Below are 12,477 nucleotides of genomic sequence, written 5' to 3'. Positions count from 1 at the left end.
TTTTACCCCAAGCTCCCCAAAATATTCACGCCCACTTTCTCGGGAATTTCATTTTGCGATAGCACATGCAAGCCGGGGCTAAAGACGCGTGCATAACGCGCGAGCAACGGGCGCAATTGTGGCATTACGGCAAGGATTGGTGGGTGGCCTTCCTTGCGCAATTTTTCTTTTACGACCGGCATGGCATTTTGTAATTGATTGAGCAGGTTGGGTTCCACCGGAATATTATCCAGGCTTACCGGTCCCGCTTGTTTGGCGATACTTAATGCACTGAGCAGCGTATTTTCCAGATTATTATCCAGTACAAAAACGGAAAGCTCGCTGCGTTCACCAGCAATGCTGGTCACAATATTACGGCGCAATGCATAGCGAACATCCGCAGAAAGCAAAACTGGATCTTTAGTGCTTTCACTGCCTTCGACCAATGCAGTGGCGATGCTGACGATATCGCGCAATGACACTTCTTCTTGTAATAATTGGCGATACACGCGGTGTTGTTGTGTAAGGCTCAATTGGTTTTTTAATGCATCCGCCAGTTTTGGTGCTTGCTGGGTTAAACGTTGTAGCAAATGATCCACATCGTCGTGTTTAAAAACTTCCGGCAGGTTAGCGCGAATCACTTTATTTAAATGGGTGGCGATTACACTCGAACAATCAATGACCTGGTAACCCAGATTTAACGCGCGCGATTTTTCGCCCGGCAGAATCCACACCACAGGCATCCGATAAGCCGGATCAGTTCCCAAAATCCCGTCGATTTCACCGTATAGTTCTGGCGAGGGAATTGCCATCATGCGATCCGCATGGATTTCAGCCCCATCAATTTTTTCACCATTGATATAAATATTGTATTGCGCTGCTTTTAACCGCAGGCTATCGCGAATTTGTACTTCCGGTAATAAAAAGCCAAGGTTTTCTGATAGCGTTTGACGCACACCGCGTACGCGTTGCACGAGCGGTGCCCCCGCCGCTTGATTCACCAGGCCCACTAATTTATAGCCGAGCGAAATTGATAAAGTTTCTACCGCCGGAATATCATCCCATGCGAGATTCTGGCTTTGTTCCTGCGCCATTGCATTGGTCATGGCTTCAGCTTCATCGAGTGCATCGGCCGGTGCCGGCCTCTGTGATATTCGCCAGGCGATAAAACCAATTAATCCTGCAAAGGTGAAAAATGCCAGGTGCGGCATGCCGGGAATTGCACCCAGTAAAAATAAAATTCCGGCTACAGTGTAAAGCGTGGTTGGCGATGCTAATAATTGATTTCCAACTTGCTGGGTAATTTCAGAGGATTCGTTGATTCGCGTAACAATAATTGCTGCGGCGGTGGAAAGTAACAGCGCAGGAATTTGTGCCGCGAGGCCATCACCAATCGCGAGCAATGCGTATTGCTGGAAGGCCTGGCCGGCACTCAGGTCATACATAAACATGCCGATGGCAAAACCACCGAATAAATTAATTAACAGGATTAAAATCCCCGCGATAGCATCACCGCGCACAAATTTGGAGGCACCGTCCATTGCGCCGTAAAAATCGGCTTCCTTGGCAACTTGCTGGCGACGTTGCTTGGCTTCTTCCTGGGAAATCAACCCCGCATTTAAATCGGCATCAATTGCCATTTGCTTGCCGGGCAATGCATCCAATGTAAAGCGTGCAGTCACTTCGGAAATACGTTCGCCACCTTTGGTGATAACGATAAAGTTCACGATCATTAAAATCATGAACACCACCATACCCACAATAAAATTACCGCCGATAACCACTTCACCGAAAGCTTCAATTACTTTACCGGCGGCATCGGTGCCGGTGTGGCCTTCCAATAACACCACACGTGTCGATGCTACGTTTAAACATAAACGCATTAATGTAGTAATTAAAATTACCGTGGGAAACAATGAAAAATCCAGCGGGCTTTTTGCCGAGACACTGGTGAGCAACACCAGGATCGCTACTGCGATATTGAAAGTAAATAAAATATCCAGCAGCAGCGGTGGCAGCGGCAGGATAATCATCGCCAATATCGACAAAATCAGCAGTGGAATTCCGATACGGCCACTGCGGAAATTGGAGCTGAATTGTTGGAGTGGATTCATGGTTAAGTCCTGTTGGCCATGTTGGCCGGGATCGGAAGGTTGCTCGGCATAATCGGTTTATTACGGCGCCCCTGGCGATAGGCGCGCAAGTGCAGGATATACGTCAATACATGTGCAACCGCTGTGTAAAGCGGTGCAGGAATTTGCTGGTTGATGCGCGTGGTGTTGTAAATGGCGCGCGCCAGCGGCGGCAGTTCAATGATTTCCAGTTGATGGCTGGCCGCGAGTTTTTTCATGTAGAGCGCGAGCTCATCCACACCTTTGGCTAATACATACGGTGCTTTGGCTTTTTTTAAATCGTATTTCAGGGCGACGGCATAGTGTTCCGGGTTAACGATAACCACATCGGCGTCCTTGATGACTTTATTGATTTGCCGTTGCAACATTTGCCGTTGCAATTGCTTGATGCGCGCTTTTACTTCCGGGCGGCCTTCCTGGTTTTTGTGTTCTTCTTTTACTTCCTGTTTGCTCATACGCATTTTTTTGAGGAAAAAAAAGCGCTGCAATGGAATGTCGATAAAGGAGAAAATAATAAATACCACCAGTAAGGCGAGGGTGGTGTTAAACAATAAAGTAAATGCATTGCCGATAGCGCCGGGTAAATCGCTACGTTGCAGTTCAATTAAATGTGCGCTGGCTTCTATCACCAGCCACCAGGCTGCTAATAACAACACGGTAACTTTGAGCATGGATTTCAGCAGCTCGGTCCAGTTTTGTGCTGATACAATTTTACCCAAACCTTTAATTGGATTCATGCGACTGAATTGCGGCATAAAATTTTTGCTGGCGAAAACCCAGCCACCAGGCATCAATGACAAACTGACTACCAATATCGGTGTTATCAACAATGGCAATAACACTTTAATAAACAGGATGATATTTTCGGTTAACAATAATTGCAGGTCATCCAGCCGGATAGTGGATTCATGGAAGTTTACATAGGAAAGGCGAAAGCTCTCGCGCAAACTTTCCGAATAAAAACCGATGCTGTATTTCAATACCAATAATGTTGCCAGCAACGAAATAGTGGTCGCGAGATCTTTGGAGCGCGCGACTTGCCCTTCGTCTTTACTCTTTTTGAGCTTCTGGGCCGATGCCTCTTCCGTTTTTTCCTGGCTGCTGCTGTCATCTGCCATTTATCAGGCTCCTTTCAGTACCAGGCCAATAGTGTCCAAAAGCTCACGCGTTAAATGCAGGTAGCTTTGCGGCATATTGGGCAGGGTCAGGTAGATGCACAGTAATCCCACCAGGATAGTGATGGGAAAGCCCAGGGAAAATAAATTCATTGCCGGGGAAATTCGGTTCAGTAAACCGAAACAGAATTGCACCAGCGCCATGCAAAAAACGATGGGCAAACTGATTAATACCGCTGCGGAAAAGGTCCAGGCAATGCCACGCAAAAAAGCTTCAATACCGAGGTAATGTAATCCGCCACCTACCGGCCAATAGATAAAACTTTGGTAGAAAACGCTGATAATCAGTAAATGGCAATCGATGGAGAAAAACAAAAACACCAGCAAAATAAAATACAATTGGTAAACAATTGATGACGATGAAACCCCATTGGTTGGATCGTTATAGCGCGCCATGCTCATGCCCATTTGCGCGGAAATCACTTCGCCTACCAACATAAAAATCGTAAACACCAATTGCAACATCAACCCCAGGATGACACCGAAAATAATTTGCTCGAAGGTGGTCATAATGCCTTTGAGCGAAAGTGGTTCAATATCCGGCGGTACCGGTAGGATTTTTCCCAATGCAAATGTAAGCACCAGCGCGAGCAATATGCGTACACGCACAGAGACACTTTTGTGATTGAACAGCGGGGCCATACTTAGCAGTGCGAGCAAACGACAAAATGGCCACCAATAGGCTTGCGCATCGCGCAGCAATTGGCTGAGTTCAAATAAGGGTGCACTTGCCATGGTGAAGTTTGTTAACCAACCAGGGTGCCGGCTTGCCGGAAAATCTGCACAAATAAATCGCTTAAGGTTTGCAGTATCCAGTTGCCGGCAAACAACAACATACCGAGCGTGATTAACAAACGCGGTAAAAAACTCAGCATCTGCTCGTTAATTTGTGTCGCTGCCTGGAAAATACTGACGATCAACCCGCCGATCAAACTCGGCACAATCAACACGCATACCACCAGGCCGGTGATGTATACCGCGTTGGCAATTAACGTTGTTGCTGCTTCCGGAGTCATCATCTTTTTATCTCGCAAATACGGTTTGGAATTTCTTCGCTAAAAGGGTTGTATGCTGGTCGTCAGTGTGCCGACTAATAAGGTCCAGCCATCAACCAATACAAACACCATTAATTTGAAAGGCAGGGAGATCATCATGGGCGAGAGCATCATCATACCCATGGCCATTAATACGCTGGCGACGATAAGGTCGATCACTAAAAACGGCACAAAAATCATAAAGCCGATTTGAAATGCGGTTTTTAATTCGCTCAATACAAACGCGGGCAGGAGCACCAAAAAATCCAGGTCTTTTAAATCATCGGGACGCGCTTCACCGGAGAGGGCGATCATCGTATCCAATGAGCTGCTACTGGTTTGGGCGAGCATAAAACGGCTGAGGATTTGTTTCCCTTCGCCCAAACTTTGTTGCAAGGTTATTTGATCCATTTCAAACGGAGCATAGGCCTTGGTGTAAATTTCGTTGCCGACCGGGCGCATGACTAGCAGCGTTAAACACAAGGCAACACCGATTAGCACCGGGTTCGGCGGGCTTTGTTGCAAACCAATCGCCTGGCGCAAAATCGCCAGCACAATAATAAAACGGGTAAAACAGGTCATCATCATTAACATCGCCGGCAAAAAACCGAGCAGTGTCATCAGCACTAGTATTTGCAGTTTGACGCTCATCTCCTGGCCGTTTTCGGTGTCAGTGATATTCAGCAAACTGATATCGCCACCGGCGGCTAATGACAGCGACGGCAGTAATAAAAATGCTAATAAAAAAATGATGTGATTGCGCCGAATCATGAAGCCAATCCGTTCAAACCGGTTCCGGTTAATTCCAGGATGCGCAAACCATAATTGCCATTCATCACCACCACTTCGGCTTTAGCGAAGAGCGCGCCGTTGACTTTTACATCGAGTGGTTCGCCCGCGAGTTTGTCCAGCATGATCACGCTGCTGGTATCCACTTCCATTAATTCTTTCAGTGGAATTTCGGTCGATGCGACTTCCAGGGTGACATTCACCGGAATCTTGCCGAAGAAACTTAAATCCTGTTGCGGCGCCTGTGCTGTGGGCGCGGCGTCAAACGGATTGGTAAAGGGCGCTGATTCCTGCAAGGGCGGCAACCCGAGGTCACTGTTGTTCATCAGGTTGTCGAATTCGTTATCGGGGAATTGGTTATTCATGATGTTTTCACGCTCTCCAGAGAGGTTAAAAAGAGTGCTCCGTCGTCTTCAAACATGGCGCCGCGAAAGAGTTTTTCCTGGTTGATTTCCACATCGCAGCGCTCGCGCATACGCATCATCACTATGTCGCCCACGCGCAGGGCGAGCACCTGTGAGAGTGGCATTTGCAATGAGGCGATCACGCAATTGAGCCGCACTGGCAGGTGGATGATCTGGTTGATTGGATTGGCCCCGGTGGGCACCGGTGCCGGGCTTGCCATGCGATTGGTCAGCTCATCTACCAGTTGGGTATCCAGGTATATAAAGATGGATGACTGTTTGTTAGTGATATGGCTGTGGTATTGGAATTCAGCCACGTATTCCCATTGGGTTTCTTCGTAAGCGTTTTCCCAGGGCTGCAAATCACCAAAGGTTTCACCGGCGAGCAGGGCGCGGGCGAAGATCTGCGCAACATCGATCCCCAGGCGGCTGCGCATACGCTGTTCGGACATGCTAACCGGCGGATTCTCCTGCCCGGGCAAGCCAATACCACCGTAGTAGCACTCCAGCACTTCAGTGAGCAAGGTGCGATCCATCGCGAAGCCGACTTTGCCCAGCGCCGAGCGGTAAATGCATTCGGCATCCGCTTCGCGCTGCTCATGTACCTGCACGCGACGCATCTCCAGGTTGATCCGGTAATTGCGCAGGAAATAGTCGCTGATCACCCGCGGATATTTGTTGGATATCTCGTGTATGAACTGCGGAATCTTGTGGTAATGGCGCCCCAGTTTGTGCGGCTTTAACCGGGTGAACTGGTCGGCGGCTACCTTATGAAGAACTTTGGCGCTTATCGTCATGATGTTGGGCGTCATGGTATTCAGTGTCATGGTAGTGGGCATCTGCGGGTTGCCCTTCTATTTACCTGGCTGGCGCTTATCGCACTTGGCGAACGGGTAGCCAGTCAGCCCTGTCCTTGTACCAATCATCCGGCGTCGATCCGGCCTGTTGGTTTTCCATTGTTATTACGGCTTTAGTACTGCTCCAAAGAGCAGCTGTGATGGTTATCACGTGAGCGAGTATAGGAGCGGGGGCGGCAGGAGATTAAATCAATAGATATCAAAAGCTGTTTTTGAGCAGGTTTTAGGGCGTTTGATTTTATTTGAGACCAAATGATTTAGTGCTTTTGAGGCGAGTTGCTAATGTTCGAGGACATGAAGTGGCTCACATATCTTTTGGTCTTGTGTCACATGCACCTTTATTAGCGTTATGACTGGCTCAAGCGATAAAGGCGACCGGAAGACAGAAAAACTTTAACAGTAAATTAATGAAAGCCAATAAATTCATAGCCAAAGCCTAATAGATGTTTCTATTAGCTGATCCTAATCGACAGGAAAGGTGATGACGGTGATGTCCACAAACCAGGCAACAGCCAACCAGGTAATAAACAGACGCTTCGCTGGTCGCAATGATCGTTTGGCGGATGAACACTTGTTTGGAGATAGGCTGTTTGGCGAAAAGGCGCTTGGCCAGACGCTGTCTGGTGACAAAGCGCATGCGCGCAATGTTGTGATACTTGGCCGCTCGCGCGACGAAACCTTTAACCTGTTAACCACCAGCCTTGAACGCAATGGCTGCAAGCTAATGCACTGCATCGAATTTGGCGAATTAAGTGCAAGCCTGCTTGCCAGCGCCAGCATGGTATTTGTGTTTGTCAGCAGCTTCCCGAGCGCCGGCCTGTTTGCCCGGGTAGGTGCGATGATCGCTGAAGCACCTGCGCTCAGTATTATCCCGGTAGTGGAATACGCCGACCAGGAGAAAGCCGCCGCATTGCTCGAATTGGGTTGTGTGGATTATCTGCTGGCACCTTTTAGCGGTGCACAATTGAATGCCTTGTTGCAGCGCCAGGAATCGGCACTGGCGGCAGAAGAGTCTTTTGTTACCCGCTCACGCGCCGGTCGTCGCTTGCTGGCGATGGCGCAACGTGTTGCGTTAGCGAGCGCCCCTATTCTGATTACCGGTGAGACCGGTACCGGTAAAGAAATGATGGCGCGCTACATCCACCGTTTTTCAGCGGCGGAAGATGCGCCGTTTATCGCCGTTAACTGCGCGGCGATTCCCGAGCAGATGCTCGAGTCCCTGTTATTCGGTCACGAGAAAGGCGCCTTTACCGGCGCGACCGCCGCCCAGCCGGGCAAGTTTGAATTGGCCAATGGTGGCACGTTGCTGCTGGATGAAATTGGCGAGTTACCCCTCGGCTTGCAAGCCAAGTTACTGCGTGTACTGCAAGAGCAAAAAGTCGAGCGCCTGGGTGGCCATAAGGAAATTCCGTTGAATGTGCGCATCATTGCTGCGACTAACCGCGATTTGCAGGTGGAGGTAGCCGAAGGCCGTTTCCGCTCCGATTTGATGTTCCGCCTGGATGTTCTCCCTTTACACATCAGTCCGTTGCGCGAACGCAAAGACGATGTATTGCCACTGGCTAATCGCCTGATCCGTAAACATGCACCCCATGAACAGCGCGATGATTTATTAACCCAGGCCGCGTGCGATGCGCTGGTCGCCCACAATTGGCCGGGCAATGTGCGCGAACTGGAAAACATGCTGCAACGCGCCCTGGTGTTGCGCAATGGCTTGTTTATCCAGCCACAGGATCTGGGTTTAAGTGCGCCAGCTGTAGACACTTTTCAAGAAAATATGCCGATCAGCGGCGAAGTCAGCGGTAAGGCAGCACTTCGTGCCAGTGGGAAATGGGCTGAATACCAACACGTTATCGATACTATCCGCCGTTTTGGTGGCCATAAAACCAAGGCTGCTGAAAGTTTGGGGATGACTCCACGCGCGCTGCGCTATCGCCTGAACGCCATGCGTCAGGATGGTGTGCAGCTGACTTTTTGATCTTTTTTCCAACCCGCATCTGACCGATAGTCAACGAGGAATACACCATGAGTTCAATTGTGCAAGTTCAACAGGAATTGCTTGGCCGCATGGACCAGATCAAGCAGGCGGTGACCGGCCCGACTATAGCGCCGGCCAGTCACTTTGGCGTGGATGGCACCTCCGGTGTGGAAGGCACGGGCCGGGTGAGCAGCGTTGATATTGGAAACGGGGAAGGTTTCCGTACCGCCTTTGCGGATGTATTCAAGGCGGTTGACGCCCAGCAACACAAGGCGAGCGCCATGGCTGAAGCGGTAGATTCCGGCGCGAGTGATGACCTGGTTGGCGCTATGGTGGAAAGCCAAAAGGCGAGCGTTGCCTTCTCGGCATTGATGCAAGTACGCAACAAGGTAACCGGCGCGTTCGAAGAAGTTATGCGCATGCCGCTGTAATAACCGGTGAGATATCAACATGGTTCAATTTATTAAAAGCCGGTTCCCTACCGGGGCCTTCAACAGTGGCTTCAAGCTTGATCCGCGCATGTCACTCATGGCGCTGGCGGGAATCGCTGCCATTGTGGCAATTGGTGTGGTGTTCTATTTGTGGCGCGACCAAAGCTCTTATCGCCCGCTGTATGGTGCGGGTGAAACCTATTCTGCCGCTGATGTCATGCAGGTGCTGGATACCGAAGCCATCGCCTACAACCTGCATCCGCAAACCGGGCAAGTGCTGGTGCGTGAAGACCAAATTTCCCGTGCGCGTATGCTGCTCAGCGCCAAAGGCGTACAGGCAGAACGGCCGGATGGCTACGAATTATTTGATAAGGAAGAGCCGCTCGGCACCAGCCAGTTTGTACAGGACGTACGCTTGAAGCGCAGCATGGAAGGCGAGCTGGCGCGCAGCGTGATGACCATGAAAGGCGTGGAAATGGCACGCGTGCATCTCGCCTTGCAAGAGAATTCATCTTTTGTGGTAAGCAAACGCGATCCCGCCAAAGCCTCGGTAATCCTGCAAGTCGCGCCTGGCTACAAACTCAAACCCGAACAGGTCAGCGCCATTGTGAACCTGGTTGCCAGCAGTGTGCCGCAGCTTGCGGCGAAAGATGTGAGTGTGGTGGATCAACACGGCGTACTCTTATCGCGCGGCTTGAATGAAACCGCTGGCCCGGTGCAAAGCTGGGACCTGGTCAACGATTACCAAACCAAAGCCGTGACCAATGTGGAAGAAGTGCTGGCACCGGTATTGGGTGCAGGCAACTATCGTATTAGCGTGGCGGCGGATGTGGATTTCAGCCAGCGCGAGGAAACCCTCCAGTCATATGGCAACAACCCCCGTTTGCGCTCGGAAATCCTGCGCGATGAAAGCGTGCTTGACCAACTCGCCCTCGGCGTTCCCGGTTCATTGAGTAATCGCCCGGTGCCGCCGGCAACACAGGAAAACGCACCACCCGCCGATGGCGCTGCGCCGGAAGGCGAGCAGGCCGCAGAATCGAGTACCGAAAACAAAGCGGCGACTTCACTGCGTAAGGAATCCAATCGCCAGCTTGAGTACGACCAATCTGTTACCCACGTTAAGCACGCGCCTTTTGCCTTGCGTCGCCAAAGTGTGGCGGTGGTGATAAATGCGGCCACAGCACCCGAGGGTGGCTGGACGCCGGAAGCGCGCGCAGAGCTGGAAACCATGGTGAAAAGTGCGGTCGGCTTTGATGAGAAACGTGGTGACCTGCTGACCTTGAGCGTGTTCCCGTTCACCGCATCGCCTGAGCCGCTGGCGGCGTTGCCCTGGTGGGAGAGCAACCAGGTGTACGACCTGGCGAAGATGGGAATCCTCGGTCTGGTTTGTTTGTTGCTGATCTTTATGGTGGTGCGCCCGGCGTTGCGCGATTTGATCCGCTCCAATACGCAAGTCCTGATGCCGGCGCCGGACCATATGCCTGCACTTCACGCGGAGCGGAGCGAGCAGCGCCCCTTTGGTGAAGCGGGTCCGCGTATCCTGGGCGAATTTAGCCCGCTTGCTGAAATTACGCTACCGGCGCCCGGTTCGGGGCTGGAACTGCAAATCGAACACTTGCAAATGCTTGCGAAAAATGACCCTGAGCGTGTTTCCGAAGTCCTTAAACAATGGATAGGCCGAAATGAAAGAACCCTTAACCCAGCCAACTGATACAGCCGCGGCTAGCGCTGCGACAGCAATCCAACCCCGTTCTGCACTGCGTTCCATGAGTGCGATAGAACAGGCGGCGATCCTGTTATTGAGCATGGGCGATAGCGCCTCTGCCGGTGTCCTGCGCCATTTTTCGCGCGAGGAAATCGTCAGTGTCAGCCAGGCTATGGCGCGCCTGAGTAATGTTAAGCAGCCGATGGTTTCTGATGTAATTGGCCGCTTTTTTGAAGACTACAAAGAACAGAGCAGCATCAAGGGGGCCTCGCGCAATTACCTGTCGAGCATGCTCGGCAAGGCGTTGGGCAGCGACATCACCCGTAACCTGCTGGATAGCATTTACGGCGAAGAGATCCGCGCGAAAATGGCGAAGATGGAATGGATCGATCCCAAGCAATTTGCCGCCCTGATCGCAAAAGAGCACGCCCAGATGCAAGCCGTTTTCCTCGCATTCCTGCCGCCAGCGATGGCCAGTGAAGTATTGGAGTGCATGCCCGCCGCGAGCCAGGATGAGTTGCTCTATCGCATCGCCAACCTCAGTGAAGTGAACAGCGATGTAATTGCCGAACTGGAAGAATTGATCGACCGCAGCCTCTCCGTCCTCTCAACACAAGGTTCGCGCGTGCGCGGTGTGAAGCAGGCGGCGGACATCATGAACCGCTTCAAAGGTGACCGGAACCAGATGTTCGAATTGCTGCGTTCGCACAATAAAGACCTGGTCGGCAAGATCGAAGACGAAATGTACGACTTCTTTATCCTCTCGCGCCAAAACCAGGAAGTGCTGCAAATCCTGCTGGAGGCAATTCCATTGGAAGAGTGGGTGGTGGCATTGAAAGGTGCCGAACCGGCATTAGGCAAGGCGATTGCAGCAGCGATGCCCAAGCGCCAGGCGCAACAGATGGAATCCATCAACCGCCGCCAGGGCCCGGTGCCATTAAGCCGCATCGAACAAGTGCGCAAAGACATTATGGCAGTGGTGCGCGATATGGCCGCTAATGGCGAAATCCAGTTGCAACTGTTCCGCGAACAGACTGTGGAATAAGGTAGGTACGCATGACTGTCAAAATAATTAAAGGTGCAGGCAAAGGCTGGCGACCCTACCGTTTTCCACCGCGCGCCAGTTTTCACCAACACGGAACGGGTACTGATCACTGGGATGCTGATCCCGCTGCACTCCAGCGCGCCATCGCCGATGGTTTCCAGGAAGGTTCGGAAAAAGGTTATCAGCAGGGGCTAACGCAGGGCCAGGAAGAAGGCATGCGTGAAGGTTATAGCGCTGGCCGTAATGAGGGCCTGGCGCGTGGGCGCGAAGAGGGGAAAGTGGAAGGCCGGCAGATTTTTGAAACCGCGAGCCAACCGCTGGACCAGATCAGCCAGCACATGCAGGCATTTATGGAGGATTTTGATCGCAAACGCCGCCGCGAATTGCTGCAACTGGTGAAGAAGGTGGCGCAGCAGGTGATCCGCTGCGAACTCACCTTGCATCCCACCCAATTATTGAATCTGGCAGAAGAAGCGTTGGCCTCCATGCCGGCTGAGCAAAGCGATGTGCATATCCACCTCAATCCCGAGGAATACAACCGCATTAAAGATCTTGCCCCCGGTCGTGCCGCCAGCTGGCGCTTGGTGGCCGATGAAAAACTTGCACTGGGCGAATGCCGCATCGTAACCGCACAAAAGGAAGTGGATATTGGCTGCCAGCAGCGCCTGGATGCGTGTATCGATACGCTCGCCGAACATATGCATCTGGCTGAGGGCTAAGCCGTGGACGGCCCATCCTCCTTCAATTCGCTAACCGATTTCAAACTCGATGACGCACTGCGTTCGCTCGATAGCATCCAGCTCGCACGCGTGAGTGGTCGCCTGGTGCGCGTTTCCGGTCTGTTATTGGAAAGCCACGGCTGCCAGCGCATGACTGGCCAGCGCTGCTATGTAGAACAGGGCGATGGCAGCATGCTGGATGCACAGGTGGTGGGTTTTAACCGCGATA

Annotated in this window: 12 protein-coding genes and 1 pseudogene; 6 read left to right on the top strand and 7 right to left on the bottom strand. The window is 51.7% G+C overall.

Annotation, left to right across the window (positions count from 1 at the left end):
- Positions 1-2: 2 nt before the first annotated feature.
- From flhA to A596_RS10825, 7 genes are read right to left on the bottom strand one after another with little or no spacing between them, the layout of a single operon-like run.
- On the bottom strand, positions 3-2,093 hold the full coding sequence (gene flhA, locus A596_RS10855) for a flagellar biosynthesis protein FlhA (RefSeq protein ID WP_039914726.1): 2,091 nt from the start codon (positions 2,091-2,093) through the stop codon (positions 3-5).
- Between the two features lie 2 nt (positions 2,094-2,095).
- Positions 2,096-3,229 (bottom strand): flagellar type III secretion system protein FlhB, encoded by a 1,134-nt coding sequence (gene flhB, locus A596_RS10850; RefSeq protein ID WP_039914724.1) that lies wholly within the window; start codon positions 3,227-3,229, stop codon positions 2,096-2,098.
- Between the two features lie 3 nt (positions 3,230-3,232).
- Positions 3,233-4,021 carry a flagellar biosynthetic protein FliR gene (fliR, locus tag A596_RS10845; RefSeq protein ID WP_039914722.1) on the bottom strand — a complete coding sequence of 263 codons (789 nt, stop codon included), beginning with the start codon at positions 4,019-4,021 and terminating at the stop codon, positions 3,233-3,235.
- A gap of 11 nt (positions 4,022-4,032) precedes the next feature.
- Entirely contained in the window at positions 4,033-4,305 is a 273-nt protein-coding gene (locus A596_RS10840; RefSeq protein WP_039914720.1) for a flagellar biosynthetic protein FliQ, read from the bottom strand.
- Positions 4,306-4,341: 36 nt separating this feature from the next.
- The gene (gene fliP / locus A596_RS10835; RefSeq protein ID WP_039914718.1) at positions 4,342-5,091 is read right to left on the bottom strand and encodes a flagellar type III secretion system pore protein FliP; all 750 of its coding nucleotides are present in this window, start codon (positions 5,089-5,091) and stop codon (positions 4,342-4,344) included.
- On the bottom strand, positions 5,088-5,474 hold the full coding sequence (fliN, locus tag A596_RS10830; RefSeq protein ID WP_039914716.1) for a flagellar motor switch protein FliN: 387 nt from the start codon (positions 5,472-5,474) through the stop codon (positions 5,088-5,090). Before fliN ends, fliP begins: the two co-directional genes overlap by 4 nt.
- Complete coding sequence (locus A596_RS10825; protein ID WP_200882910.1) at positions 5,471-6,352, bottom strand: FliM/FliN family flagellar motor switch protein; 882 nt, start codon at positions 6,350-6,352, stop codon at positions 5,471-5,473. Before A596_RS10825 ends, fliN begins: the two co-directional genes overlap by 4 nt.
- Positions 6,353-6,860: 508 nt before the next feature.
- Between A596_RS10825 and A596_RS10820 the strand changes: the two genes are divergently transcribed.
- The 6 genes and pseudogenes from A596_RS10820 to fliI all read left to right on the top strand — a co-directional run.
- A complete protein-coding gene (locus A596_RS10820) occupies positions 6,861-8,348 on the top strand; it encodes a sigma-54 interaction domain-containing protein (RefSeq protein WP_084128311.1) in 1,488 nt (495 codons plus the stop codon).
- Positions 8,349-8,395: 47 nt separating this feature from the next.
- Positions 8,396-8,779 (top strand): flagellar hook-basal body complex protein FliE, encoded by a 384-nt coding sequence (locus A596_RS23740; RefSeq protein ID WP_039914715.1) that lies wholly within the window; start codon positions 8,396-8,398, stop codon positions 8,777-8,779.
- A gap of 19 nt (positions 8,780-8,798) precedes the next feature.
- Positions 8,799-10,490 (top strand): flagellar basal-body MS-ring/collar protein FliF, encoded by a 1,692-nt coding sequence (gene fliF / locus A596_RS10810; protein ID WP_039914714.1) that lies wholly within the window; start codon positions 8,799-8,801, stop codon positions 10,488-10,490.
- The gene (locus tag A596_RS10805) at positions 10,462-11,529 is read left to right on the top strand and encodes a FliG C-terminal domain-containing protein (RefSeq protein WP_039914712.1); all 1,068 of its coding nucleotides are present in this window, start codon (positions 10,462-10,464) and stop codon (positions 11,527-11,529) included. The genes fliF and A596_RS10805 overlap by 29 nt, the downstream gene beginning before the upstream one ends.
- Before the next feature lie 11 nt (positions 11,530-11,540).
- The gene (gene fliH, locus A596_RS10800) at positions 11,541-12,248 is read left to right on the top strand and encodes a flagellar assembly protein FliH (protein WP_039914710.1); all 708 of its coding nucleotides are present in this window, start codon (positions 11,541-11,543) and stop codon (positions 12,246-12,248) included.
- 3 nt (positions 12,249-12,251) lie between these two features.
- A pseudogene (gene fliI / locus A596_RS23525) lies at positions 12,252-12,477 on the top strand (flagellum-specific ATP synthase FliI); the annotation flags it as partial.

It is taken from the genome of Cellvibrio mixtus subsp. mixtus J3-8 (assembly GCF_000766945.1).
GTDB lineage: Bacteria > Pseudomonadota > Gammaproteobacteria > Pseudomonadales > Cellvibrionaceae > Cellvibrio > Cellvibrio mixtus_A.
Note: the sequence above shows the minus strand (reverse complement) of the source record. Positions and strands in the feature narration are given on the sequence as shown.